Raw genomic sequence first — 26303 nt, 5'->3', positions numbered from 1 at the left:
CCTCTGAATGCTCATCCGAACCCTGGATGGTCTTATTATGAGCTATCGTATGTTTGATTATCTGGTGCCAAATGTGAACTTTTTCGGCCCCAATACCATTTCGGTTGTGGGCGAACGCTGCAAACTGTTGGGCGGGCTGTAACCCGGAAAAATTCGCGGATATCGCCGGGAGCACCCGGCGAAAGCCGGTCTAGTCGTGATGCTTGCGCTTGAACTGGCTGGCGTCGATGTCGTACTGCTTCATCTTACGCCACAGCGTAGTGCGGCCAATGTTCAGCAAATGAGACATTTCCTGCACCCGTCCGCTGGTGACGCGGGCGGCATGGATAATCGCCTCTTTCTCGATAGCCGTAAACGTCAGGCTGGCGGGTAGCAGCGATGATGTCGTATCCACGCCGGGGCGTTCAGAAAACAGATATTCCGGCAGATTACTCAGGCGGATGTGGCCGTTATCGCTGCTGATAGCGATGTTTTCGATGACGCTGTTCAGCTCGAAGTCATTGCCCGGCCAGGAATAGGCCACCAATTGCGCCAGCGCATCATCATCCACCTTCAGGCTGGTTGAAAAGCGTTTTTTCAGGCCGTTCAGCCGGTTATAGACCAGCGAAGGGATGCTGTTACGCCGCGCGCGCAGCGGAGGAATAATAATTTCAAACGAATGCAGGGCATAGTAAAGCTGACGGCTAAAGCGGTTCTGCTCGACCAGATTCGCCAGATCAACGGTGGTCGTCGCGATCACTTTCACATCCACCGGGATCAGACGTCGCGCGTCAAGGCGGGTTAACACGCCCTGCTTGATCACTTGCAGCAGCGCGGACTGCAACTCCGGCGCCAGATATTCAATTTTTTCCAGAAACAGCGTGCCACCGCTCGCCAGTTCAAGGCGGCTCAGACGACCATTTTCATCATCGGTTGGCGCACTGCCCATAAAATCCTGCCCCAGCACGCTATTGGCATAGAGCTGGCAGTTTACGGCGATATAAGGCCCGCTCGCGCGTTCGCTTTCGTTGTGGATAGCCTGGCTGAGAAGCTCTTTGCCCACTCCTTCTTCACCACACAGCAGAACCGGGAAGCTCCCCCTTGCCGCCTGGCGGCCAAAGTGGATCAACCGACGCGTTTCTGGATCGTCCGTCGACATCTGTTCAAAGGTATGGCTCACTTTCCCCAGTTGACTGGTCATCAACTGGCGCATTTGCTCCACCGGGTGCAGCAGCAGAATAAAGCTGTTGCCCTGCTCCTCAACAATCGGTTTCAGGGTAATGACGGCATCAACAAACTGATGCTGACTTTCAAAAGTCACTTCGACATGGCTCAACCCGCGGGCGTGTTTAATGGCGCGACGCAGCAAGGCAGGCAAATTGACCAGATCATGGATGTTTTTCCCCTGGCTGGCCTGCGTATCCAGATGCAGCATCGTGGCCGCCCGCGCGTTGAGAAACTGCAACACGCCCTGCTCGTTCCACGCCATAACGCCATCGTCCATGCTTTCCAGCAGCCCGTACATCTGATTCAGATGACGATTAGACTCGGCCAACAGGCTATCAGTTAACAGTGAATTTCCCACTTCACGGGCGATCGCCAGCGTCAGCGATAAATCAGAGACTGACTGGTGCTCCACCAGACAGCAGAGCGAAATGGAGCCAAACAGGCGGCCGTGATTATCAAATACCGGGGTTGAGCAGAATGACCACGGGTGCAGCGCCTGTTTAAAATGCTGCTCTCCGGCCGTTTTGGTTGGCTGCCCCGGCATGGTTGCCAGCGACAGCGCACAGCTGCCGATGATGCTTTCCGCACAGTAGCTGCCGTCGAGAAAGCCCAGTTCCGCCAGTTTCTCCAGCGTCCCGGGATCGCCGCAGCGGTTTAAGATACAGGCGGATTCATCCAGGATAAACAGCGCGCAAGGTCGTCCATCCATGAACTCCCAGGCATCTTCCAGCGCAGCCTGGCCTATCGTCAGCAACGCCGTTTTGCGTCGGCAAATCGATTCAAAGGTCAGCCCTTGCGCCTGGTGCGGCGTCTGCCAGGTTTCTCGCTGCATAAACTTGCTGCAACGATGCCATGACTGAGCGATGACGGAAGATACTTCCTTCCCGATGTCCTGCGTCTGAGCCGTCATATCCTTTTCCGCTGTTTTACCATAGACAACCCCTCCGGCCGGAACGGTCAGAGGGGAGGAGAAACTGCCTTTTCATCTCGGGAAGAGAACGTAACTCAAGGCGGATTAACGCGCCAGCCACTGCTGACCTAACAGATCCGCCGTCAGAATCGCGGCATAAACGCTGTCCGGCGTCACCTCAAACGGCATATTGTGGATGGTTTCGCCTTCCGCGCAGGTCGCTTTCGCCACCGCCTGAATTTTCCCTTCAATGCCGTCTTTCACGCCCATCTGCGCGAGGGTAATCGGCAGTCCCACTTTCTCGCAGAACCCCAGAACGGTTTCGATCTCTTCCATCGGGCTGTTCTGTAATACCAGTTGCGCCAGCGTGCCAAACGCGACCTTTTCGCCGTGATACAAATGGTGGCACTCTTCCAGAATAGTGAAACCGTTGTGAATCGCATGCGCCCCGGCCAGACCGCTGCTCTCAAAGCCAATGCCGCTGAGATAGGTGTTGGCTTCAACGATACGTTCCAGCGCATCAGTCACAACGCCAGCCTGAGCCGCCAGACGCGCTTTTTCACCTTCTGCGAGCAATGTATCATAACACAGGCGCGCCAGGCTCAAGGCCGCCGCCGTAGACTGCCCGCCCGCCATGCTGGTCGCTCTGGCGTCATAGCAGGCTTTCGCTTCAAACCAGGTGGAAAGCGCATCCCCCATCCCGGACACCAGTAAACGCACCGGCGCTTTGGCGATGATTGCCGTGTCCATCACCACCATATCCGGGTTTTTCGGGTAGATCAGATACTCTTCAAACTCGCCCGCTTCGGTATAGATAACCGACAATGCGCTGGTCGGGGCATCGGTGGACGCAATAGTCGGAATAATAACGACCGGCAGTTTCTGGTAGTAGCCAATGGCTTTTGCCGTATCAAGCGTTTTCCCGCCGCCGATCCCCACCACGCCACGGCAGCCTTTTTGTTTCAAAATGGCCATCAGACGGTTGATTTCAACATGGCTGCATTCGCCATTGAAACGTTCTGCGTGGCAACGGATTTCGTGGCTATTCAGGCCATTCAGCACCTTCTCTCCCGCCAGCTTCATGACGAAGTCATCTGCAATCACGAAAAAGCTGTCCGCCAGGTCTTTGGCATATTGACCGAATAAGACAGAAGCATCAGGTCCCTGGAGATATTTGGCTGGAGATTGAATAACTTTTAGCATTCCTGTCATCCTCAAATAAGTGCATGTATTTACATGGTGAGCCCTGGCGTTATTCTGTTTGGCCCTGTGTTAATGGCGAAAACGGAGCGATACCGGAGCGATGCAATCACTGTAGGACGAGGCATCGCCAAAAAAATCTTTCCTCTTTTTGTTCTGAAATGGAACACAGAAAAATTCATCACGTTTCATAGTGGAACAATAAACCCTAAAAAACGGCAGGATTGCGATCCCGATCCGTTCAGCCTTCTCATAATGCATCTGAAAAAAGCGGAATCATGCGTGGTTTTCGCCGCCGACTGCCGACAAAACAGGAAAATATTTTTCTGCCTGGCCAACTTTTCTGCGTGAATGAGCGGGAAAAAGGCGCGCTCCGGCTCGCATTTTGGCTTTTTTTCATCAGAAAACGTTTCATTACGGAACGTAAAAGAATAATTTCGTTTCGTAATGAAACTCATTTTCCTCAAATTTTTTTCTTCATGAACTCAGCCAGAATCTCCTCATCGCCGACCTGCCCCGCAGCGTCCCGATGATGAGCGCCTCCGCAACCATAATGTGCAGCCGGGGGTCTGTTTTTCCCACTCTCCAGGAACCGTTATGACTCAATTCTTTTTTAACCAGCGACCCCATCTCGTCAACGACGTCATTGAAGGAACGATTATCTCCAGCCCGTGGAACAATCTGGTGCGCCTGGAGAGCGATCCGGCGATTCGTGTCGTGGTTCGCCGCGATCTGAACCGTAGCAACGTCGCGGTGATTTCCGGCGGCGGCTCCGGGCACGAACCTGCCCACGTTGGCTTCATCGGGAAAGGCATGTTAACCGCTGCCGTCTGCGGCGATCTGTTTGCCTCCCCCAGCGTCGATGCAGTGCTGACCGCTATTCAGGCGGTCACTGGCGACGCAGGCTGCCTGTTAATCGTAAAAAACTATACCGGCGATCGTCTGAACTTCGGCCTTGCGGCAGAGAAAGCGCGCCGTCTGGGCTACAACGTTGAAATGCTGATTGTCGGGGATGACATTTCGCTGCCAGACAATAAGCACCCGCGTGGTATCGCGGGCACCATTCTGGTTCATAAAGTCGCTGGCTATTTTGCCGAACGCGGCTACAACCTGGCGACCGTCTTGCGTGAAGCGCAGTATGCCGCCAACAATACCGTGAGTCTTGGCGTTGCGATTTCCAGTTGCCATCTGCCGCAGGAGACGGAGAACGCGCCACGCCATCATCCTAATCAGTCTGAGCTGGGCATGGGGATCCACGGCGAACCCGGCGCATCAGTCATTGATACCCAAAACAGCGTGCAGATTGTGCGCCTGATGGCCGACAAACTCCTCTCCGCTCTGCCTGAGACCGGTCGGCTGGCGGTGATGGTCAATAACCTTGGCGGCGTCTCCGTCGCGGAAATGGCCATCATCACGCGTGAACTGGCGCGCAGCCCGCTACATAAACGCATCGACTGGCTTATCGGCCCGGCTTCGCTAGTGACTGCGCTGGACATGAAAGGTTTTTCACTGACGGCAATGGTGCTGGAAGAAAGTATCGAAAAAGCGTTGCTCTCCGGGGTGGAAACCAGCAGTTGGCAAACGCCGGTGCCGCCGCGTGAGATAACCATTATGCCATCCTCATTGCAAAGCGCACGGGTAGAGTTTCAGCCTTCAGAGAACGCGTTAGTTGCCGGGATTGTTGAGCAGGTCACCCGCACGCTGTCCGATCTGGAAATGGATCTTAACGCGCTGGATGCCAAAGTCGGCGACGGCGATACCGGCTCAACTTTTGCGGCAGGCGCGCGTGAAATCGCGGGCCTGCTACACCGCCAGCAGTTGCCGCTCGACCATCTCGCCACGCTGTTCGCACTCATTGGCGAACGCCTGACCGTCGTCATGGGCGGCTCCAGCGGTGTGCTGATGTCCATTTTCTTTACCGCCGCGGGGCAGAAACTGGAGCAAGGCGCCAGTGTGGCGGAAGCGCTGAATACCGGTCTGGCGCAGATGAAGTATTACGGTGGCGCGGATGAAGGCGATCGTACCATGATCGATGCTTTACAGCCGGCCCTGACATCGCTGCTTGCGCAGCCACAGGATCTGCACGCGGCCTTTTCCGCCGCGCAAAATGGCGCAGAACGTACCTGTCAGTCCAGCAAAGCCAACGCCGGACGCGCATCCTACCTCAGCAGCGAAAGCCTGCTTGGCAATATGGACCCTGGCGCACACGCCGTGGCAATGGTGTTTAAAGCGCTGGCGGAAAGTCACAACGCCTGATAGTCAGCAGAAAACCGGGCCCGCTGTGGCCCGGTTAAGTTTCCACCTATAAGGAATGATTAAGCCGGCTTACGATGCCAGTATGCTGCGGCGCGCACCCGTTGCGGATCAAACTGTTCCGTCTCAAAGCGACGGCTCAGATGCTTAACCACTTTCCCTTCACCCGTGATCCAGATGAAATAATCCGCTTCCGGCACCGTTAATTGCGCCAGTCGCTCATCAATCGCCTGCTCATCGTGTCCGACCACCCATTCAATGGCAAAGCCATCAAGATGCGCCAGATAATCCTGATATGCGGCATCCTGTACGCTGACCAGCGCCGTAACATGCGGGCGAACGGACAAGCGATCGAGCGCTTCCAGGCGGCGGCGCAGCGCTGGCATCCCTGACTCATCGCAGACATAAACCTGATATGCATAGTCTTCCGGCACCACCAGCGATCCACGCGGCCCACCGATGGTGAGCGTGTCGCCTTCGCGAGCGTTTACTGCCCATGTGCTCGCCACGCCGCCGTCGTGAATAAAGAAATCCAGCGCCAGCTCGTGCCGCCCTTCATCATATAAGGGCGTGTAATCGCGGGAAGCAGGACGTACGCCCTCTCCCCAGACAATCCCTTCGTCAGTTACCGTCGGAGGAACGAACAGGCTGCCCGGTTCAGGGAAAAACACTTTGGTGTGATCGTCAAAGCCGCGCGAGCTAAAGCCTTCCAGCGCTTCACCGCCAAGAACAATGCGCTGAAAACCGGCGCTAATACGCTCGATGCGCAGAACGGTAAGTTCACGAAAACGCAGTTCGTTACGAACGCGCTGTGGGTAGCGTGAGGATGTATTTATCATTTTTTCGCCTTCATGCAGATAATACGATATATCTAAATTAAATTTTAAATGATAATGATTGTTAGTTATGAAGATTGCAAGCACTTTTTTGATACAGTAATCTTCGATATATCTCACGATATAAAACAATTCTAATCACTTTAAAATCAATAAATTAAAAAAAATAAAAATCGATCGACTTGCAAGATTACAAGTTTTAGATATAAATTAGATATATCTAAATAAAACAGGAGTACATCATGCGACATCATCATGAAGGTTGCGAGAGAGAGCATCACCACGGCCATGAACATGGCTGCGAGCACCGTCATGGCCGGGGCGGCGGCGGCGGACGTCGCCAGCGCTTTTTTGGCCACGGCGAACTACGCCTGGTGATTCTGGAAATTTTGACCCGCGAGGCCAGCCACGGTTACGAATTGATTAAAGCCATCGAGAACCTGACGCTGGGCAACTACACCCCAAGCCCAGGCGTGATTTACCCAACGCTGGATTTTCTTCAGGATCAGGAATTTATCACTATCAAAGAAGAGGACGGCGGGCGTAAGCAGATCACCATTACAGAGCTGGGGCAACGGTGGCTGGAAGAGAACCGTGAACACCTGGAGCACATCCACGAACGCATGAAAGCGCGCTGCGTCGGCTTTGAACTGCGTAAGAACCCGCAGATGAAACGGGCGCTGGACAACTTCAAAGCCGTGTTGGATCTGCGGGTGAATCAGGGCGGGATCAGCGACGCGCAGCTTAAGCAGATAATCGGCGTTATCGATCGCGCGGCGCTGGAAATCAGCCAACTGGATTAAGCAGGCGGTACGTCCTCCGCACGGATGCGGAACACTTTCACGATCTCTTTTAAGTGCCGGGCCTGCTCATTCAGCGACGCCGCTGCCGCAACGGACTCCTCAACCAGACACGAGTTCTGTTGCGTGGTGGCGTCAATCAGCCCAATCGCGCTGTTGATTTGCGAAATCCCATCGGTTTGTTCGCGACTGGCCTGGCCGATTTCACGCAGAATCACATCCATCTCTTCAACGTTATCCACCATACCATTAATCAACGCACTGGCTTTTTCCACCAGTTGCATCCCCTCCTGCGTCTGGCTGGTAGAGTCTTCGATCAGGTGGCGGATCTCACTGGCCGACGACGCGCTTTTTTGCGCCAGTTGACGAACTTCCCCCGCCACGACCGCGAAGCCACGCCCGTGTTCCCCGGCGCGAGCGGCTTCCACGGCGGCGTTAAGCGCCAGAATGTTGGTCTGGAAGGCAATAGAATCAATCAGGTTGATAATGTCGGACATGCGGTTAGAGGTCTCATTTATCACGCGCATTTTTTGCGTGACCTGACGCATCATCTCACCGTTATTTTTCACCACGCTGGCCGCATCGGCAGAAAGATGGGTCGCTTCGCTGGTGTGGTCCGCCGTATTTTTGACAGTGGCGGTAATCTGCTCCATAGAGGCCGCCGTTTGCTCAACAGAACTGGCCTGTTCTTCAGTACGTGCCGCCAGATCCTGGTTGCCCGCGACAATTTGCGCCGCCGCGCTGGAGATATTTTCAGAGCCGTTCTGAACTTCCTGCACGATCACCAGCAGACGGTTTTTCATCTCCATCAGCGCCTGCAACAGCACGCCGGTTTCATCCTTTTGCGCGATATGAATCGTGCGGGTCAAATCCCCCTCCGCAATCGCCCCGGCAAACTGCACGGCGTCATTAAGCGGCCGGGTAATGGAACGCACGATGTACCATCCCATTATCACTCCGGCGGCAATGCTGATAAGCGCCAGGAGAATCAGCTGTGCCCGGTTGGTGCGAAAATCCTGGTCAACCGACGCGCCCGCATTGCGCATCAGCGTATCTTCAATAGCGATCAACTCCTGTACTTTAGCTTTATACGCCTGCTGTATGTTGACGGTGGTCGTCATCATTTCCTGTATCGCCGCCGGACGATTATGGTTCTGAATTTCCTGCAAAATACGGAACCGGGAGGCCAGATACTGCTGACGTACATCGCGAATTCCGGCGATAATGGCCTTTGAGGCCTCGTCATGACGGCTGGCGGACAGCTCATCGAGCAATACCGTAATGCGCTGGCTAATCGCATCCAGCTGCTTTTGCGACTCCTGGCTCCAGCGTCCTTCTTCATCCAGCAGCATCAGCTGCTGCGTGCTAACGAAATCCTGAAAATTATCGATCAGCAGGTTGGCTTTCACCGTTGTGGGATAATCGTGAGTAATGATGTTCTGCATACTGGTATTCGTTCGATCCAGGCTGAACAACGAAAGGCCAGAACTCACGATCATCAGTACAATAAACAAACCAAACGCAATAAATAATTTCGAGCGGATCTTCATGTTATGCAAAAGCATATTTCCCCCTGGAGATTGTTTTTCCTCTATACAGGGTTCGTTATCGGTTACGGTTGCGCTAACTTTATGATATTGATCGTTTTTTATTTCAAGTTATTACAGTAAATAGTTTTCAACGATGAATATCGGCAGACCGATCGTTGTACAATTCATTTTTCAGGTTCGGGAAAATGAAGAATCACACAAAATAACGCAGCGGGTTTAAATAAGGAAATAGCTCGAAATGGTAAATATTTAATATGTGCTTAACATTGTTAGCCCAATATTATGACAAAACGCTTATCGGCTTCGATAAGCGTTTGTCGGCAGAAATAAAGGGAATTTGATTTAATGCAGAACCGTTACCGCGTCTTCCAGACGGCTGGCGCGATGTTTAACCATCGCTGAAACCTGAGCGCTCTCCTCCACCAGCTCGGCATTTTTCTGCGTGATATGGTTTAACTCATCCACGGCGCGGGTCAGGCTGGAGAGTCCGTCCGCCTGTTCCAGCGTCGAGTGGCTGATTTGCGCAATAAGCTGAGTGACATTTTGCACCTGAGCCACAATATCATCCATCGTGCGTCCTGCCGCATGAACCTGTTCGGAACCGGACTGTACCCGGCTTGCGCTGGCGTCAATGAGCTTACGAATATCATTCGCCGCGCTGGCGCTTCGGCTGGCAAGATGGCGAACCTCCCCGGCGACAACGGCAAATCCTTTACCCTGCTCGCCCGCTCGCGCCGCTTCAACCGCCGCGTTCAACGCCAGGATATTCGTCTGGAAAGCAATATCGTTAATCAGCGTAGTGATTGTGCCAATCTGCTGCGTGCTGTCAGCGATGTCATCCATCGTTTTAATGACGGTTTCCATCGCCTCTCCGCCCTGCGTCGCCGCACTGCTGGCCGCGCTGGATAATTTATCGGCGGCGGACGCGGTGGTGGAATTTTTCTTCACGGACTCCGCCATCTGGTTCATAGTCGTCACCGTCTGCTGCACATTCTCCACCGTCTGGCGGGTGTGTTTATTCAGATCGTCATTGCCTTTCGCTAACGTCTCGCTGCCGTTTCTGACGCTGGAAACCTGGCTTGAGACGTCATTAATCAGCCAGCGGCACATAAGCCCAAGCTGGCCTACCGCGCGCAACATCAGCCCCAGTTCGTCACTACGGTTAAGATGCGATACGCTGTTACGCTCGCCCGTTGCGACTTTCAACGCCTGCCGGGCGACATTTTCGATCGGACGCACAATCTGCCATTCAAACACCGCCGTTCCCGCCAGCATCAGCAGGGCGTTCACGAATAGCGCTGGCCACGCAACGCCCATTTGCGCCATCGCCGCCATCAGCACCACGCCCGTTAGCGCCATAACGCTGCGTACACGCCAGCGAATGGGGATTGCCGGCAGTTTCCCCAGCCAGCCTTTACGCACCACCAGTCCTTTGTGGATACGTTTGTTGCTGCGGCCTTCATTCAGCGCCTTATACAAAGGCTCAACGGCAGCAATCTCTTCATCTGTCGCGCGGGTACGAATCGACATATAGCCGGTCACGCGCCCTTCCCGCACCATCGGCACCGCATTCGCCCGCACCCAGTAGTGATCGCCATTCTTCCGTCGGTTTTTCACGATGCCGCTCCACGGCTCACCCTGCCTGAGGGTGTACCACATATCCGCAAACGCGGCTTTCGGCATGTCCGGGTGGCGTACCAGATTATGCGGTTGCGTAAGCAGTTCATTCAGCGTAAAGCCGCTTACCTGAACGAAGGTATCATTTGCATGGGTGATATAGCTTTGCAGGTCAGTTGTGGACATCAGGGTTGTATCATCATCCAGCGGATAATTATGCTGGCTGACGTAGGGATGAGAAGACATGGTTGCGTCCTGTGCAGGTTACTTGAATGTTAACTTTTCTGTCAGATGTTATTTCGGCGATAATTTGTTTATCTTTAGTTGTTAAATTTGATTTAGATCGCAATTTGCGTTTAAACCGTAATATTTGTATGTTTTCTAATTCATTGATTTAAAATACTTTCATTAAGTAACTATTCAGTTCCACTATAACTTCCGCCCCATATACGCACACCGCTCGCACCGTTCTGGTGCGACTGCCCGCCCGTCAGCCCCCGCGTCCCCACACACGCACTGCGCAAAACATCACCAATTGTTAATGAATGAGATTAAATATTGCACACTTGATATTTTCCCTGGTGTTTATCCCGATTTTCATGATCCACGCCGATATGGCGCAATCCCTGCAATACTTAACTCAGTATCATGTGATACGCGAGTTCCGGGAGCATATTTTGAACAGGTTACCTTCCAGCGCATCGGCCCTGGCCTGTAGCGCACACGCACTGAATCTCATTGAAAAGCGAACGCTTGATCATGAGGAAATGAAAGCACTGAACCGAGAGGTGATTGATTACTTCAAAGAGCATGTTAATCCGGGGTTTTTAGAGTATCGAAAATCTGTGACCGCTGGCGGGGATTACGGAGCCGTAGAGTGGCAAGCGGGAAGTCTGAATACGCTTGTCGACACCCAGGGACAGGAATTTATTGATTGTCTGGGTGGTTTTGGCATTTTCAACGTGGGGCACCGTAATCCAGTTGTCGTATCCGCCGTACAGAATCAACTCGCAAAACAACCTCTGCACAGCCAGGAGTTACTGGACCCGCTCCGGGCCATGCTGGCTAAAACGCTCGCAGCGCTCACGCCTGGAAAACTGAAGTACAGTTTTTTCAGCAACAGCGGCACCGAATCGGTGGAAGCGGCGCTGAAACTGGCGAAGGCGTATCAGTCGCCGCGCGGTAAGTTTACCTTTATCGCTACCAGCGGCGCGTTTCACGGTAAATCGCTGGGGTCGCTTTCCGCCACGGCGAAATCCACGTTCCGCAAGCCGTTTATGCCGCTGCTGCCGGGCTTCCGCCATGTACCGTTTGGCAACATTGAGGCCATGCGTACTGCACTTAGCGAGTGTAAAAAAACCGGCGACGATGTGGCAGCCGTCATTCTGGAACCAATTCAGGGCGAGGGCGGCGTGATCCTGCCGCCGCAGGGCTATCTGACCGCCGTGCGTAAACTCTGCGATGAGTTTGGCGCCCTGATGATTCTGGATGAAGTCCAGACCGGCATGGGGCGCACCGGTAAGATGTTCGCCTGTGAACATGAAAACGTGCAGCCTGACATTTTATGTCTGGCAAAAGCGTTAGGCGGCGGCGTGATGCCGGTTGGGGCAACCATCGCTACCGAAGAGGTGTTCTCCGTTCTGTTCGATAATCCGTTCCTGCACACCACAACCTTTGGCGGCAACCCGCTGGCCTGTGCGGCAGCATTAGCGACCATTAACGTGTTGCTGGAGCAGAATCTACCGGCACAGGCGGAGCAGAAAGGCGATATGTTGCTGGACGGCTTCCTCCAGCTTGCCAGGGAATACCCTGACCTGGTGCAGGACGCTCGCGGAAAAGGGATGTTGATGGCGATTGAGTTTGTTGACAACGAAATCGGCTACAACTTCGCCAGCGAGATGTTCCGCCAGCGGGTACTGGTTGCCGGGACGCTCAACAACTCGAAAACGATTCGCATCGAACCACCGCTGACATTAACAATTGAGCAGTGTGAGCAGGTGTTAAAGGCGACCCGCAAGGCTCTGGCGGCGTTACGGGTGAGCGTGGAGGAAACATAACACACCGCCGGATGGCGCTACGCTTATCCGGCCTACAGGAATCCGATCCGTAGGCCGGATAAGATGCGCCAGCATCGCCATCCGGCAAGTTCACACAACCCGCACACCCGCAGGCATTACGCGTTCCGGCGTCAGCAATACGCTTTCACTGCCGTCATCGGTTTCGGCGCACAGCAACATGCATTCTGACGTTTCACCACGCATTTTGGCTTTTTGCAGATTGCACAGTACCACCACCGTTTTCCCCATCAGCGCATCCTCTCGGTAATAAGGTACGAGGCTGGTTACCGTTTGCAGCGTACGCTCGCCCACATCCACCTGCACAATGTAAAGCTTATCGGCATTATCATGACGCTTTACCTGTACAATCTTTCCAACACGCAGCTCCAGTCGGGCAAAATCCGCAAAGGCCACCGTCTCCATCTTTTTCTCCTTTTGGTAAAAATTTACTAAATCATAGCAATGATTTTTCCAGGCACTGTTCTTAAAAAAGGGGAAATGCTGCGTTTATCACACTCTTTAAGCTGAAATTTACCCCTGGCACGTCAAATAAACGCGCTTTATTTACTGAAAACAGATGCATAGATAAGCACTTCCTTTACAATGAAAAGGCTACTCAGGGGAAAGTCGAAAAAGGTAATCATGGCAACACTTAAAGATATCGCAATTGAAGCTGGCGTATCCCTGGCGACAGTGTCGCGGGTCTTAAACGACGACCCCACGCTGAATGTCAAAGAAGAGACCAAACACCGCATTCTGGAAATCGCGGAAAAGCTGGAGTACAAAACCAGCAGCGCCCGTAAGAGCCAGAATAGTACGGTCAGCCTGCAACACATCCTTGCCATCTACAGTTATCAGCAAGAGCTGGAAATTAACGATCCCTACTATCTGGCAATCCGCCACGGGATTGAGACACAGTGTGAAAAACTGGGGATTGAACTGACCAACTGCTACGAACACAGCGGGTTGCCGGATCTTAAAAACATCACCGGCATTCTCATTGTCGGCAAGCCTTCAGCCGCCTTACGCGACGCCGCCGCCGCGCTGACTGACAATATCTGCTTTATCGACTTTCACGAATCAGGCAGTGAATACGATGCCGTCGATATCGATTTGTCCCGCATCAGCAAAGAGATCATCGACTTTTTCATTGCTCAAGGCGCAACCCGTATCGGTTTTATTGGCGGGGAGGATGAGCCCGGCAAAGCCGATATCCGCGAAGCCGCGTTTGTCGAATATGGCCGCCTGAAGCAGGTCGTGCGTGAAGACGATATCTGGCGCGGTGGTTTTTCCAGTTCATCAGGTTACGAACTGGCGAAACAAATGCTGGCTAAAGCGGATTATCCGCGCGCGCTGTTTGTCGCCTCCGACTCGATAGCCATTGGCGTGTTACGCGCAATCCATGAGCATGGCCTTGAGATCCCACGCGACATCTCCCTGATAAGCGTGAATGACATTCCGACGGCGCGATTCACCTTCCCACCGCTTTCCACGGTGCGCATTCATTCCGAAATGATGGGCAGCCAGGGCGTAAATCTGGTGTACGAAAAAGCCCGTGACGGGCGTGCACTGCCGCTGCTGGTCTTCGTTCCCAGTAAACTTAAACTGCGCGGCACCAGCCGCTAACCCCCCTTTTCCGCCGCCCGGTTTTCCTGATAGCCGGGCGCATTCCGCTTTTCGCCGTTTTTCTTCTCACTGCTTATTTTCGTGATCCAGTTAAAGTAAATCATTTTACCTACTACATTTTAGTAAATATTTTACTAAAATCATTTCCCATAACGCACACTTACCATCGCCTTGAAGGGTTCCGACTTCGCTCCACAGGGAGGCATTATGAATCGCTGGGAAAACATTCAGCTGACCCACGAAAACAGACTGGCGCCACGCGCCTACTTTTTTTCTTATGACTCAATAGCCCAGGCTCGTACATTCGCCCGCGAAACCAGCAGCTATTTTTTGCCGCTAAGCGGTCAGTGGAACTTTCAGTTCTTCGACCACCCGCTTCAGGTGCCGGAAGCCTTTACCTCAGAGTATATGCGTGACTGGGGAACAATTACCGTTCCAGGGATGTGGCAAATGGAAGGCCACGGCAAGCTGCAATATACCGACGAAGGCTTCCCGTTTCCGATCGATGTACCGTACGTCCCCAGCGATAACCCCACCGGCGCTTATCAACGCATTTTCACGCTGAGCGAAGGCTGGCAAGGAAAGCAAACGCTGATTAAATTCGACGGCGTCGAAACGTATTTCGAAGTTTATGTGAACGGCCATTATGTGGGATTCAGCAAAGGCAGCCGCCTGACGACAGAGTTCGACATCAGCGCAGTCGCGAAGACGGGCGACAACCTGTTATGCGTCCGCGTGATGCAGTGGGCAGATTCCACCTATGTTGAAGACCAGGATATGTGGTGGTCGGCGGGCATCTTCCGCGACGTTTATCTGGTTGGTAAACACACCGTCCACATTCAGGACTTCACCGTTCGCACCGATTTTGACGACGATTATCGCAATGCCACCCTCTCCTGCCAGCTGGTTCTGGAAAACCTGACCGCCGACCCGGCAATCGCTTCTCTGGAGTATGCGCTGTTTGACGGTGAGGATGTTGTACATGCAGGCGCCATCAACGCACTGACCATTGACCAGCGCATCAGCACCGACTTTGCTGTTGGCGTTCGCACTCCGCACCAGTGGTCCTCTGAGTCGCCGTATCTCTACCACCTGGTGATGACCCTGAAAGACGCTAACGGCAATACTCTTGAAGTGGTGCCGCAACGCGTGGGCTTTCGCGATATTCAGGTTCGCGACGGGCTGTTTTACATCAATAACCGCTATGTGATGCTGCACGGCGTCAACCGCCACGATAACGATCATCTTAAAGGTCGGGCTGTCGGCATGGATCGCGTTGAAAAAGATCTGCGGTTAATGAAACAACACAACATCAACTCGGTACGAACCGCGCACTACCCTAACGATCCACGTTTCTACGAGCTCTGCGATATCTACGGCCTGTTTGTGATGGCGGAAACCGACGTCGAGTCACACGGATTCGCTAACATCGGCGATATCAGCCGCATCACCGACGACCCGGCGTGGGAAACGGTCTACGTCGAGCGCATCGTGCGCCATATCCATGCGCAGAAAAACCACCCTTCTATCATCATCTGGTCGCTGGGCAACGAATCCGGGTACGGCTGTAATATTCGCGCGATGTACCACGCCGCCAAAGCGCTGGATGACACGCGCCTGATTCACTACGAAGAAGACCGCGACGCCGAAGTGGTGGATATCATCTCCACCATGTATACCCGCGTGCCGCTAATGAACGAGTTTGGTGAGTACCCGCATCCGAAGCCGCGCATCATCTGCGAATACGCCCACGCGATGGGCAACGGCCCCGGCGGGCTAACCGAATATCAGAATGTCTTTTACCAGCACGACTGCATTCAGGGGCACTACGTCTGGGAATGGTGCGATCACGGTATTCAGGCGAAAGACGACGATGGCAACGTGTGGTACAAATTTGGCGGCGATTACGGCGACTACCCGAATAACTACAACTTCTGCCTTGATGGTCTGATTTACCCTGACCAGACGCCGGGCCCGGGTCTGAAGGAGTACAAGCAGGTCATTGCACCTGTAAAAATCCACGCGCAGGATCTGGAACGTGGCGAACTGAAAGTAGAAAACAAGCTGTGGTTCACCTCCCTTGACGACTATACCCTGCATATTGACGTTCGTGCCGAAGGGGAGACGCTCTCCACGCAGCAGATCAAACTGCGCGACGTCGCGCCGAATAGCGAGGCGTTACTGCACTGCACGTTGCCAGCGCTGGATGGGCGAGAAACGTTTCTTAACGTCACCGTGACCAAAGACTCCCCCACACTCTACAGCGACGCAGGGCATCATATCTCCGCCTGTCAGTTCCCGCTGAAGGCCAGAACGGTGCCTCCTGTACCGTTTAGCCAGCCAAACGCGCGCGCGTTGACGCTGGAAGACGATCGTCTGAGTTGCACCGTGCGCGGCTACAACTTCCATCTGACGTTCTCAAAACTGAACGGGAAGCCAACCGCCTGGAACGTTAATGGTGAAGCGCTGCTGACCCGCGCGCCAAAAATCAATTTCTTTAAGCCGACAATTGATAACCACAAGCAGGAGTTCGACGGGCTCTGGCAACCAAACCATCTGCACATCATGCAGGAGCATCTGCGGGCGTTTACCGTCGAGCAAACGGAAGATGCGGTGCTGATTACCAGCCACACCCTTATTGCTCCGCCGGTATTTGATTTCGGCATGCGCTGTACGTATCGCTGGCGCATTGCGATGGATGGTCAGGTAAACGTCGCGCTTTCCGGCGAACCCTACGGCGAATATCCGCACATTATTCCGTGTATTGGCTTCACGATGGGAATCAATGGCGCCTTCGATCAGGTTGCCTGGTATGGTCGCGGCCCGGGAGAAAACTATGCCGACAGTCAGCAGGCCAACATCATCGACATCTGGCGCTCCACCGTGGATGACATGTTTGAGAATTACCCGTTCCCGCAGAACAACGGTAATCGCCAGCATGTACGCTGGGCGACGCTAACCAACCGCCACGGCAACGGTCTGCTGGTGGTACCGCAACGCCCCATCAACTTCAGCGCCTGGCATTACACGCCAGAAAACCTCTTTGCCGCGCAGCACTGCAATGAATTGCAGCACTGCGACGACATCACCCTGAATCTGGATCATCAGTTGCTTGGACTGGGTTCCAACTCCTGGGGAAGCGAAGTGCTCGATTCCTGGCGCGTCTGGTTCCGGTCATTCCGTTATGGCTTTACGTTGCTGCCGGTGTCTGGCGGCGAAGCGACCGCCCAGGCTATCGCCAGCCATGCCTTCGGCACGGACTTCTTTTCCACAAATTTGCATAGCGAGAATGAAAAATGAGGCTCCTCGATAACTTAGAACAGTTCCGGCAGGTCTACGCCTCTGGTCGCAAATGGCAGCGCTGCGTTGAAGCGATTGAAAATATCGACAACATTCAGCCCGGCGTCGCTCACTCCATCGGAGATTCTCTGACGTATCGCGTGGAAACCGACTCTGCCGCCGATGCGCTGTTTACCGGGCATCGCCGTTACGTTGAAGTGCATTACTACCTGCAAGGGCGACAAAAAATTGAATATGCCGCCAAAGATACGTTGCAGGTCGTTGAATATTATCGCGATGAAACCGATCGCGAATATCTGAAAGGTTGCGGAAACACCGTAGAGGTTCACGAAGGACAGATGGTGATTTGCGACAACCATGAAGCCTACCGCTTTATCTGTAATCACGCGGTAAAAAAAGTCGTACTCAAAGTGACCATTGAAGATGGTTATTTTCATAACAAATAAAAATAACGGGCGGCACCTGTGATGTGCCGCTGACTACCCTACAAAAATCAGGAATCGGAGATGTGTTATGTCTGATACCAAACGTAATACAATCGGCAAATTCGGCTTACTCTCGCTTACCTTTGCCGCCGTTTACAGTTTTAATAACGTTATCAATAATAATATTGAGCTGGGGCTGGCATCGGCGCCGATGTTTTTCCTGGCAACGATTTTCTACTTTATCCCCTTCTGTTTAATTATTGCAGAATTCGTTTCATTAAATAAAAACTCTGAAGCTGGCGTTTATGCTTGGGTAAAAAGCTCCCTCGGCGGACGTTGGGCATTTATTACCGCCTACACCTATTGGTTCGTTAACTTGTTCTTTTTCACCTCGCTGCTCCCGCGCGTAATTGCCTATGCCTCATATGCGTTCCTGGGCTACGAATATATTCTGACGCCGGTCGCAACAACCGTATTGAGTATGGTGCTGTTCGCCTTCTCAACCTGGGTTTCCACCAACGGGGCGAAAATGCTGGGGCCAATCACCTCCGTCACCTCCACGCTGATGCTCCTGTTGACGCTTTCCTATATTTTACTGGCCGGTACGGCGCTGGTGGGCGGCGTTCAGCCTGCCGATCCGATCACCGTGGAGGCGATGATCCCGAACGTTAACTGGGCGTTCCTCGGTATTACGACCTGGATCTTTATGGCCGCAGGCGGCGCGGAATCCGTTGCGGTGTATGTTAACGACGTAAAAGGCGGATCAAAATCATTTGTAAAAGTGATCATCCTGGCCGGGATTTTCATCGGCGTGCTTTATTCCATTTCGTCGGTACTGATCAACGTATTCGTAAGCAGTAAAGAGCTGAAATTTACCGGCGGTTCAGTACAGGTCTTCCACGGTCTGGCAGCCTGGTTTGGTCTGCCCGAACTGTTGATAAACCGCTTTGTCGGTCTGGTTTCTTTTACTGCGATGTTCGGCTCCCTGCTGATGTGGACTGCAACGCCGGTTAAAATTTTCTTCTCCGAAATTCCCGCAGGGATTTTTGGCAAAAAAACCGTCGAACTGAATGAAAACGGCGTCCCCGCCCGCGCCGCCTGGATTCAGTTCCTGATTGTCATTCCGTTGATGATTATCCCGATGCTCGGCTCGAATACCGTTCAGGAATTAATGAACACCATCATTAATATGACCGCAGCGGCCTCCATGCTGCCTCCACTGTTTATTATGCTGGCCTACCTGAATCTGCGGGCAAAAATGGAGCACTTACCGCGAGACTTCCGTATGGGATCGCAAAGAACCGGTATTATCGTCGTGTCGATGTTAATTGTTATATTTACCATCGGATTTATTGCCTCCACTTTCCCAACCGGCGGCAATATTATGACCATTGTTTTCTATAACGTGGGCGGTATTGTTATTTTCCTCGGATTCGCCTGGTGGAAATACAGCCGATACATTAAAGGACTCACAAAAGAAGAACAGGATATTGAAGCCGCACCCGCATCAAACATTAATTAACAGATTGATTTTATAACTATAAGAACCATTTTCACATTGGCTATAACAATAAAAAATATTTATTTTGGCTTAGGACAGAAGCATGAAAATGATGAAAAATATTCGCAGGGCAATAATTGCCCTGCCCTTCCTCTGTGTTTTTCCCCTGGCTGCGGAAGACGTTCATCCGGCAGAACATGACGACACAAAAACGCCAGCCGTCACCTCTCCCTCCTTTCGTTTTTACGGCGAGATGGGGCTGGGGGGATATATGGATTTAGAAGGACAGGATAAACATAAATACAGTGACGGCACCTATATTGAAGGCGGCCTGGAGATGAAATACGGCTCATGGTTTGGCCTGATTTACGGCGAAGGCTGGACGGTGCAGGCCGACCATCAGGGTAACGCCTGGGTTCCCGATCATAGCTGGGGCGGGTTCGAAGGCGGTATCAACCGTTTTTATGGCGGTTATCGTACTGATGACGGCACGGAACTGATGCTGAGCCTGCGTCAGGATTCCTCGCTGGATGACCTGCAATGGTGGGGCGATTTTACGCCGGATCTGGGCTACGTCATCCCCAATACCCGTGACATCATGACCGCGATTAAGGTGCAGAATCTGAGCGGCGCCTTCCGTTATAGCGTCACCGCCACGCCAGCCGGGCATCACGATGAGGGGAAAGCCTGGCTGCATTTCGGCAAATACGATCGCTATGACGATAAATACACCTATCCGGCGATGATCAACGGTTATATCCAGTACGATCTTGTCGAAGGCGTCACCTGGATGAACGGCCTGGAAGTTACCGACGGCACCGGGCAACTGTTTCTGACCGGCGTTCTCTCTCCCAATCTGGCCGCCCGCGCCTGGCACCACACTGGTCGCGCCGACGGTCTGGACGTGCCGGGCAGCGAAACCGGCTTTATGGTCAGCGCCATGTACGAAGCGCTAAAAGGCGTTTATCTCTCTACGGCCTACAGCTATGCCAGACACCGGCCAGACCATGCCGCAGACGAAACCACCTCTTTTATGCAGTTTGGCGTCTGGTACGAATACGGCGGCGGGCGTTTCGCCACCGCCTTCGACAGCCGGTTCTATATGCAAAACGCATCTGGCGATCCCAGCGACCAGATTTTCCTGATGCAATATTTCTACTGGTAATAAGGACATGAACACCATGAAAATCACGACGACCCTGACGCCGCTGACCTGCGCTTTGCTGATAAGCCTCTCCGCACATGCCGCCACTGCGGACGATTATAAAAATGTCATTAACCGCACCGGCGCGCCGGGCTATATGCATGATTACGATTACGATGATCACCAGCGTTTTAATCCGTTTTTCGATCTTGGCGCGTGGCATGGATACCTGCTGCCAGACAGCAAGGCCACGATGGGCGGCTTTCCCGGCGTCGCACTGCTGACGGAAGAGTACATCAACTTTATGGCCACCCATTTTGACCGTCTGTCGGTGTATCAAAACGGCCAACAGGTTGACTTTGCGCTTGAGGCTTACAGCATTCCCGGCGCGCTGATCCAAAAATTATCCTCAAAGGACGTGCAGGTTGAGATGACGCTGCGCTTCGCCAGTTCGCGCACGGCCCTGCTGGAAACGAAAATCACCAGCAAGACGCCGCTGGATCTGGTGTGGGATGGCGAGTTACTGGAAAAACTGGAAGCGAAAGAGGGAAAAGCGATCTCCGATAAAACCATTGATGGAGAATACCCGGACTATCAGCGAAAAATCATCGCCACCCGTGATGGTCTGAAAGTCACCTTCGGCAAAGTGCGTTCCACCTGGGATCTGCTCACTTCCGGCGAATCTGAATATCAGATACATAAGTCCCTGCCGACAGACACAAAGGTCAACGGCCACCGCTTTACCAGCAAGGCGCACATCAACGGTTCCACCACGTTTTATACCACCTGGTCGCATCTGCTCACCGCGCAGGAAGTGGATAACGAGCAGGCGCAGATCCGCGACATTCTGGCTCGCCCGGCTGACTATCTCAGCGCATCACAAAAACGCTGGGAGGGCTATCTGCAAAAAGGCTTAACCAACCCGGACGCCACGCCAGAACAGACGCGGGTTGCGGTTAAAGCCATTGAAACGCTGAACGGCAACTGGCGCTCGCCAGGCGGCGCGATCAAACACCATACCGTGACGCCATCGGTCACTGGCCGCTGGTTTTCCGGTAATCAGACCTGGCCGTGGGACACCTGGAAGCAGGCCTTTGCGATGGCGCATTTCAACCCGGAAATCGCCAAAGAGAATATTCGCGCCGTCTTCTCCTGGCAGATTCAACCCGACGATCCGCTTCGCCCACAGGATGCGGGCTTCGTTCCCGACCTGATCGCCTGGAATCTCAGCCCGGAACGCGGCGGCGATGGCGGCAACTGGAACGAGCGCAACACCAAACCAAGCCTCGCGGCATGGTCAGTGATGGAAGTCTACAACGTCACCAAAGACAAAGCCTGGCTTGAAGAGATGTACCCGAAACTGGTGGCATACCATGACTGGTGGCTGCGTAACCGCGATCACAACGGCAATGGCGTCCCGGAATATGGCGCAACCCGCGACAAAGCCCACAATACCGACACCGGCGAAATGCTGTTTACGGTAAAACAGGGCGACAAGGAAGAGACGTTATCCGGGCTGAGAAACTATGCCCGCATCATCAGCGAAGGCCAGTACGACAGCCTGGAAATTCCGGCGCAGGTCGCCGCCTCCTGGGAGTCCGGGCGTGATGACGCCGCAGTGTTCGGTTTTATTGATAAAGCGCAGTTGGATAAATATGTCGCAAACGGCGGCAAACGCAGCGACTGGACGGTGAAATTTGCGGAAAACCGTCGCCAGGACGGCATGCTGCTGGGCTATTCGCTGCGACAGGAGTCAGTCGATCAGGCGAGCTACATGTACAGCGACAACCACTATCTGGCGGAAATGGCGACCCTCCTCAATAAGCCGAACGAGGCGCAGCACTATCGCCAGTTGGCGCAAAAGCTCGCGGATTACATCAACACCTGTATGTTCGATCCGGCAACACACTTCTTCTATGATCTGCGGATTGAAGAAAAGCCGCTGGCAAACGGCTGTGCGGGGAAACCGATCGTTGAGCGTGGCAAGGGGCCGGAAGGCTGGTCGCCGTTGTTTAACGGCGCTGCGACGCAGGCTCACGCCGATGCGGTTGTGAAGGTGATGCTTGACCCGAAAGAGTTCAATACTTTCGTACCGCTCGGCACCGCCGCGCTGACTAATCCGGCGTTCGGCGCGGATATTTACTGGCGTGGACGCGTGTGGGTGGATCAGTTCTGGTTCGGATTAAAAGGCATGGCGCGTTACGGCTATCGTGATGATGCGCTGAAGCTGGCGGATACTTTCTTCAGGCATGCGAAAGGGCTGACCGCCGACGGGCCGATTCAGGAAAACTACAACCCGTTGACCGGCGCACAGCAGGGCGCGCCGAACTTCTCCTGGAGCGCCGCGCACCTGTATATGCTATATAACGACTTCTTCAGGAAACTGTAATCTGAAATGCGTGCCGGATGGCGCTACGCTTATCCGGCCTACAGGAATCCGATCCGTAGGCCGGATAAGACGCGCCAGCGTCGCCATCCGGCAAATTCGTTCTCTGCCCCCGCTCCTTTTTTGAATCCCATCACAATCATCGCATTCCCCTTTTCCCTTTTACGCCGCGACGGCTAAATTATTAACTCATCCGACCACATAACAATAATTTTACATACTGGACACACTTATGAGCTATCCGTCGCTTTTCGCCCCGCTCGATCTGGGCTTTACCCGGCTTAAAAACCGTGTGCTAATGGGTTCGATGCATACCGGGCTGGAGGAATACCCCGATGGCGCCGAACGGCTGGCGGCTTTCTACGCCGAACGTGCGCGGCATGGCGTCGCGCTGATCGTCACCGGGGGGATTGCCCCTGCACTGTCCGGGGTGGGAATGGAAGGCGGCGCCACGTTAAATGACGCCAGCCAGCTGCCGCACCACCGCGTGATCACGGACGCCGTTCATGAGGAAGGCGGGAAAATTGCGTTGCAGATCCTGCATACCGGACGCTATAGCTATCAGCCGCATCTGGTCGCCCCTTCGGCGATCCAGGCACCCATCAACCGTTTTACGCCGCACGAACTCACGCACGATGAAATCCTGCAACTGATTGACGATTTCGCCCACTGCGCCCAGCTGGCGCGGGAAGCGGGTTACGACGGCGTCGAGGTGATGGGTTCGGAAGGCTATCTGATCAACGAATTTCTTACCGTGCGCACGAACCAGCGCGACGATGAATGGGGCGGCGATTACGCCAGGCGTATGCGTTTCGCGGTGGAAGTGGTACGGGCGGTACGTCAGCGCGTGGGCAGCGATTTTATCATTATCTACCGCCTGTCGATGCTCGACCTGGTGGAAAACGGCGGGACGTTCGACGAAACCGTACAGCTGGCGCAGGCCATTGAATCGGCTGGCGCGACGCTCATCAACACCGGTATTGGCTGGCACGAAGCGCGTATCCCGACGATCGCCACGCCGGTTCCGCGCGGCGCCTTTAGCTGGGTAACGCGCAAACTGAAAGGCCACGTCACCGTTCCGCTGGTCACGACCAACCGGATCAACGATCCGCAAGTAGCAGACGATATTCTGGCGCGCGGCGATGCGGATATGGTGTCGATGGCGCGCCCGTTCCTGGCGGATGCCGAGCTGCTGTCGAAAGCGCAATCAGGGCGGGCGGATGAGATCAACACCTGTATCGGCTGCAACCAGGCCTGTCTGGATCAGATCTTCGTGGGTAAAGTCACCTCTTGCCTGGTGAATCCACGCGCCTGTCACGAAACCAAAATGCCGATAGTTCCGGCTGAACATAAGAAAAGCCTGGCCGTCGTCGGCGCAGGCCCGGCGGGTCTCGCATTTGCCATTAACGCGGCGGCGCGCGGGCACGACGTTACGCTGTTTGATGCCCTGGCCGAGATCGGCGGGCAGTTCAACATCGCTAAACAGATCCCCGGCAAAGAAGAATTTTATGAAACGCTGCGCTATTACCGCCGGATGATCGAAGTGACCGGCGTGACGCTGAAGCTCAACCGGTTTGTCACCGCAGACGATCTGCAACCGTTTGATGAAGCGATCCTCGCTTGCGGGATCGAACCGCGTAAACCGTCGATCGAGGGCATCGATCACCCGAAAGTGCTGACCTATCTTGAGGTGCTGCGCGATAAAACTCCCGTCGGGAAACGTGTCGCGATTATCGGCTGCGGCGGGATTGGTTTTGATACCGCGATGTACCTCAGCCAGCCAGGCGATCCCAGCAGCCAGAGCATTGCCGAGTTCTGCGTGGAATGGGGGATCGACACCAGCCTGCAACAGCCCGGCGGGTTACGCCCGGAAGGGCCGCATCTGTCTCGCAGCCCACGTCAGATTGTGATGCTACAGCGTAAAGCCAGTAAACCCGGTCAGGGGCTGGGGAAAACCACCGGCTGGATCCATCGCGCAACGCTGTTGTCCCGCGGCGTAAAAATGATCCCGGCAGTCAGTTATCAGAAGATCGACGATGACGGATTGCACGTATTGATCAACGGCGAACCGCAGCTTCTGAACGTCGATCATGTCGTGATCTGCGCGGGGCAGGAGCCACGGCGCGAACTGGCGGAGCCGCTGCGCGCGTCAGGGAAAACGGTACACCTGATTGGCGGATGCGACGTGGCGATGGAGCTGGATGCGCGGCGGGCAATTGCGCAGGGAACAAAATTAGCGCTGGCGATTTAAGGGGCATTGCCTGATGGCGCTACGCTTATCCGGCCTACGGGGTAGCACGTTGTAGGCCGGATAAGGCGTTAGCCGTCATCCGGCACACGCTATTAGCGGCGGCGACCGGTTTTGACCGCTTTCAACACCACGAATTTGTTATTGGTGGCGATGGTGGTGCAGTTACCGAAAATCTTCTTCAGCTTGTGGAAATAATCCAGGTGACGGTTCGCCACAATGTACAGCTCGCCGTTGATCTTCAGGCAACGGCGCGCATGGTGGAACATTTCCCAGGCAACGTTATCCGTCAGCGCATGTTTCTGATGGAACGGCGGGTTGCACAGCACGGCGTTAAAGCGGAAAGGCTCCACGCCGGACAAGGCGTTGTTAATCATAAACTCGCAGCGATCCAACGCTTCCGGCATGTTGGTTTCCACATTCAAACGGCTGGACGCGACCGCCATCGGCGATTCATCGACAAACACGACGCTCGCCTGAGGGTTCTTCGCCAGCAGCGTCAGGCCAATCACGCCATTACCGCAGCCGAGATCGACGATCTCCCCTTCCAGATTTTCCGGTAAATGCTGCATAAAGAAGCGCGCGCCGATATCCAGGCCGGTACGCGAGAAAACGTTCGCATGATTGTGGATAGTCCAGTCGGTGCCGTCCAGTTTCCAGCTCAGCGTCTGCGGCGCATCCGCCAGTTCAGGCTTACTGAAGGTACAGTTGATCAGGCGCGCCTTTTTCCAGGCCAGCGTCGTGGTCGTGGGGCCGAGCACTTTTTCGAACAGTTCCAGCGTGGAGGTATGAATGTCACGCGCCTTTGCTCCCGCAATAATACGGGTTTGCGGAGTCACGACCTGGCGCAACGCGCGCAACTGTTGCTCCAGCAGCGCCAGCGTTTTCGGCACCTTAATCAACACGACGCCCGGTGTCGGCGGGTACGCGGCGGTGCTGTCGAGAAACTTCACGCTGGATTCGGCGATATCGTTGTGGCGTAAATTTTCGCGCGTCGCCAGTTCGCTTAAATACGAGTCGCCGATGCTGTATGGTGTATGTTCAGCCAGCGCGCAGCTTAATGCGCCAAAGGCATCATTCAGGATCAGCAGCGGGCCGCTGATTTCCGTGTCGTCTAACTGTTGCAGCAGATATTCATCCGCCGCTTCCCACGCCTGAAGTGGGTTAACGTCATCCGTTTCCGGGAAACGTTTCAGTGTCAGTGAACGGAAACCGTTGTCTACGTGGCTCATCGGCCCTCCTGA

18 protein-coding genes and 1 pseudogene are annotated in these 26303 nt (G+C 54.1%); 12 read left to right on the top strand and 7 right to left on the bottom strand.

Features of this window, described 5'->3' with window-relative positions; genetic code table 11:
* Positions 1-37: 37 nt before the first annotated feature.
* Positions 38-136: pseudogene (locus tag OGX84_RS20660) on the top strand (hypothetical protein); the annotation flags it as partial.
* 54 nt (positions 137-190) lie between these two features.
* Here OGX84_RS20660 and dhaR read toward each other — a convergent pair.
* Together dhaR and OGX84_RS20650 are read right to left on the bottom strand one after the other, a co-directional pair.
* On the bottom strand, positions 191-2116 hold the full coding sequence (gene dhaR / locus OGX84_RS20655) for a dihydroxyacetone kinase operon transcriptional regulator DhaR (RefSeq protein WP_012135209.1): 1926 nt from the start codon (positions 2114-2116) through the stop codon (positions 191-193).
* Between the two features lie 105 nt (positions 2117-2221).
* Positions 2222-3319, bottom strand: coding sequence for a glycerol dehydrogenase (locus OGX84_RS20650; RefSeq protein WP_024130968.1), 1098 nt, complete (start codon positions 3317-3319; stop codon positions 2222-2224).
* A 33-nt stretch (positions 3320-3352) separates the two neighbouring features.
* Between OGX84_RS20650 and OGX84_RS20645 the strand changes: the two genes are divergently transcribed.
* Both OGX84_RS20645 and OGX84_RS20640 read left to right on the top strand, forming a co-directional pair.
* The gene (locus OGX84_RS20645) at positions 3353-3667 is read left to right on the top strand and encodes a hypothetical protein (protein WP_275165170.1); all 315 of its coding nucleotides are present in this window, start codon (positions 3353-3355) and stop codon (positions 3665-3667) included.
* Between the two features lie 246 nt (positions 3668-3913).
* Positions 3914-5572 carry a glycerone kinase gene (locus OGX84_RS20640; RefSeq protein WP_275165169.1) on the top strand — a complete coding sequence of 553 codons (1659 nt, stop codon included), beginning with the start codon at positions 3914-3916 and terminating at the stop codon, positions 5570-5572.
* Positions 5573-5631: 59 nt separating this feature from the next.
* Here OGX84_RS20640 and OGX84_RS20635 read toward each other — a convergent pair whose 3' ends face one another.
* Positions 5632-6408: a siderophore-interacting protein gene (locus OGX84_RS20635; RefSeq protein ID WP_275165168.1), complete on the bottom strand. Its 777-nt coding sequence runs from the start codon at positions 6406-6408 to the stop codon at positions 5632-5634.
* Between the two features lie 239 nt (positions 6409-6647).
* Here OGX84_RS20635 and OGX84_RS20630 point away from each other — a divergent pair, with 239 nt between their 5' ends.
* Positions 6648-7208 carry a PadR family transcriptional regulator gene (locus OGX84_RS20630; protein WP_275165167.1) on the top strand — a complete coding sequence of 187 codons (561 nt, stop codon included), beginning with the start codon at positions 6648-6650 and terminating at the stop codon, positions 7206-7208.
* Here OGX84_RS20630 and OGX84_RS20625 read toward each other — a convergent pair.
* Both OGX84_RS20625 and OGX84_RS20620 read right to left on the bottom strand, forming a co-directional pair.
* Positions 7205-8770 (bottom strand): methyl-accepting chemotaxis protein, encoded by a 1566-nt coding sequence (locus OGX84_RS20625; RefSeq protein ID WP_275165166.1) that lies wholly within the window; start codon positions 8768-8770, stop codon positions 7205-7207. The two genes, OGX84_RS20630 and OGX84_RS20625, sit on opposite strands and share 4 nt — an antisense overlap.
* Before the next feature lie 327 nt (positions 8771-9097).
* Entirely contained in the window at positions 9098-10618 is a 1521-nt protein-coding gene (locus tag OGX84_RS20620; RefSeq protein WP_049010696.1) for a methyl-accepting chemotaxis protein, read from the bottom strand.
* Positions 10619-11049: 431 nt separating this feature from the next.
* On the opposite strand from OGX84_RS20620, the gene ygjG reads away from it, so the two are divergent.
* A complete protein-coding gene (ygjG, locus tag OGX84_RS20615; protein WP_111925746.1) occupies positions 11050-12429 on the top strand; it encodes a putrescine aminotransferase in 1380 nt (459 codons plus the stop codon).
* Positions 12430-12519: 90 nt separating this feature from the next.
* Here the strand turns inward: ygjG and OGX84_RS20610 are convergent, their stop codons facing one another.
* Positions 12520-12852 carry a tRNA-binding protein gene (locus OGX84_RS20610; RefSeq protein WP_049009430.1) on the bottom strand — a complete coding sequence of 111 codons (333 nt, stop codon included), beginning with the start codon at positions 12850-12852 and terminating at the stop codon, positions 12520-12522.
* Between the two features lie 219 nt (positions 12853-13071).
* Here OGX84_RS20610 and ebgR point away from each other — a divergent pair, with 219 nt between their 5' ends.
* From ebgR to OGX84_RS20575, 7 genes are all read left to right on the top strand, one after another.
* A complete protein-coding gene (gene ebgR, locus OGX84_RS20605) occupies positions 13072-14055 on the top strand; it encodes a transcriptional regulator EbgR (protein WP_049009429.1) in 984 nt (327 codons plus the stop codon).
* A 207-nt stretch (positions 14056-14262) separates the two neighbouring features.
* Positions 14263-17355: a beta-galactosidase subunit alpha gene (gene ebgA / locus OGX84_RS20600; RefSeq protein WP_286458338.1), complete on the top strand. Its 3093-nt coding sequence runs from the start codon at positions 14263-14265 to the stop codon at positions 17353-17355.
* Positions 17352-17801: a beta-galactosidase subunit beta gene (locus OGX84_RS20595; RefSeq protein WP_110493776.1), complete on the top strand. Its 450-nt coding sequence runs from the start codon at positions 17352-17354 to the stop codon at positions 17799-17801. Before ebgA ends, OGX84_RS20595 begins: the two co-directional genes overlap by 4 nt.
* A 67-nt stretch (positions 17802-17868) precedes the next feature.
* Entirely contained in the window at positions 17869-19302 is a 1434-nt protein-coding gene (locus OGX84_RS20590; protein ID WP_104868161.1) for an amino acid permease, read from the top strand.
* 88 nt (positions 19303-19390) lie between these two features.
* Positions 19391-20446, top strand: a complete 1056-nt coding sequence (ygjJ, locus tag OGX84_RS20585) for a protein YgjJ (protein ID WP_410735571.1) — start codon at positions 19391-19393, stop codon at positions 20444-20446.
* A 16-nt stretch (positions 20447-20462) separates the two neighbouring features.
* A complete protein-coding gene (gene ygjK, locus OGX84_RS20580) occupies positions 20463-22814 on the top strand; it encodes an alpha-glucosidase (protein ID WP_275165163.1) in 2352 nt (783 codons plus the stop codon).
* Positions 22815-23043: 229 nt separating this feature from the next.
* Positions 23044-25062, top strand: a complete 2019-nt coding sequence (locus tag OGX84_RS20575) for an NADPH-dependent 2,4-dienoyl-CoA reductase (RefSeq protein ID WP_275165162.1) — start codon at positions 23044-23046, stop codon at positions 25060-25062.
* A 92-nt stretch (positions 25063-25154) separates the two neighbouring features.
* On the opposite strand, the gene rlmG is transcribed toward OGX84_RS20575, so the two are convergent.
* A complete protein-coding gene (rlmG, locus tag OGX84_RS20570; RefSeq protein WP_200092918.1) occupies positions 25155-26291 on the bottom strand; it encodes a 23S rRNA (guanine(1835)-N(2))-methyltransferase RlmG in 1137 nt (378 codons plus the stop codon).
* Positions 26292-26303 lie beyond the last annotated feature (12 nt).

The sequence above is a fragment of the Citrobacter sp. CK202 genome, assembly GCF_030333225.1.
In the GTDB taxonomy this organism is placed as follows: domain Bacteria; phylum Pseudomonadota; class Gammaproteobacteria; order Enterobacterales; family Enterobacteriaceae; genus Citrobacter_B; species Citrobacter_B koseri.
Note: the sequence above shows the minus strand (reverse complement) of the source record. Positions and strands in the feature narration are given on the sequence as shown.

Bases quoted from the DNA above. Each gene is read 5' to 3' on its own strand.
- dhaR (WP_012135209.1), bottom strand. From the start codon at position 2,116: ATGACGGCTCAGACGCAGGACATCGGGAAGGAAGTATCTTCCGTCATC.
- OGX84_RS20650 (WP_024130968.1), bottom strand. From the start codon at position 3,319: ATGCTAAAAGTTATTCAATCTCCAGCCAAATATCTCCAGGGACCTGAT.
- OGX84_RS20645 (WP_275165170.1), top strand. From the start codon at position 3,353: ATGGTGAGCCCTGGCGTTATTCTGTTTGGCCCTGTGTTAATGGCGAAA.
- OGX84_RS20640 (WP_275165169.1), top strand. From the start codon at position 3,914: ATGACTCAATTCTTTTTTAACCAGCGACCCCATCTCGTCAACGACGTC.
- OGX84_RS20635 (WP_275165168.1), bottom strand. From the start codon at position 6,408: ATGATAAATACATCCTCACGCTACCCACAGCGCGTTCGTAACGAACTG.
- OGX84_RS20630 (WP_275165167.1), top strand. From the start codon at position 6,648: ATGCGACATCATCATGAAGGTTGCGAGAGAGAGCATCACCACGGCCAT.
- OGX84_RS20625 (WP_275165166.1), bottom strand. From the start codon at position 8,770: ATGCTTTTGCATAACATGAAGATCCGCTCGAAATTATTTATTGCGTTT.
- OGX84_RS20620 (WP_049010696.1), bottom strand. From the start codon at position 10,618: ATGTCTTCTCATCCCTACGTCAGCCAGCATAATTATCCGCTGGATGAT.
- OGX84_RS20610 (WP_049009430.1), bottom strand. From the start codon at position 12,852: ATGGAGACGGTGGCCTTTGCGGATTTTGCCCGACTGGAGCTGCGTGTT.
- ebgR (WP_049009429.1), top strand. From the start codon at position 13,072: ATGGCAACACTTAAAGATATCGCAATTGAAGCTGGCGTATCCCTGGCG.
- ebgA (WP_286458338.1), top strand. From the start codon at position 14,263: ATGAATCGCTGGGAAAACATTCAGCTGACCCACGAAAACAGACTGGCG.
- OGX84_RS20595 (WP_110493776.1), top strand. From the start codon at position 17,352: ATGAGGCTCCTCGATAACTTAGAACAGTTCCGGCAGGTCTACGCCTCT.
- OGX84_RS20590 (WP_104868161.1), top strand. From the start codon at position 17,869: ATGTCTGATACCAAACGTAATACAATCGGCAAATTCGGCTTACTCTCG.
- ygjJ (WP_410735571.1), top strand. From the start codon at position 19,391: ATGATGAAAAATATTCGCAGGGCAATAATTGCCCTGCCCTTCCTCTGT.
- ygjK (WP_275165163.1), top strand. From the start codon at position 20,463: ATGAAAATCACGACGACCCTGACGCCGCTGACCTGCGCTTTGCTGATA.
- OGX84_RS20575 (WP_275165162.1), top strand. From the start codon at position 23,044: ATGAGCTATCCGTCGCTTTTCGCCCCGCTCGATCTGGGCTTTACCCGG.
- rlmG (WP_200092918.1), bottom strand. From the start codon at position 26,291: ATGAGCCACGTAGACAACGGTTTCCGTTCACTGACACTGAAACGTTTC.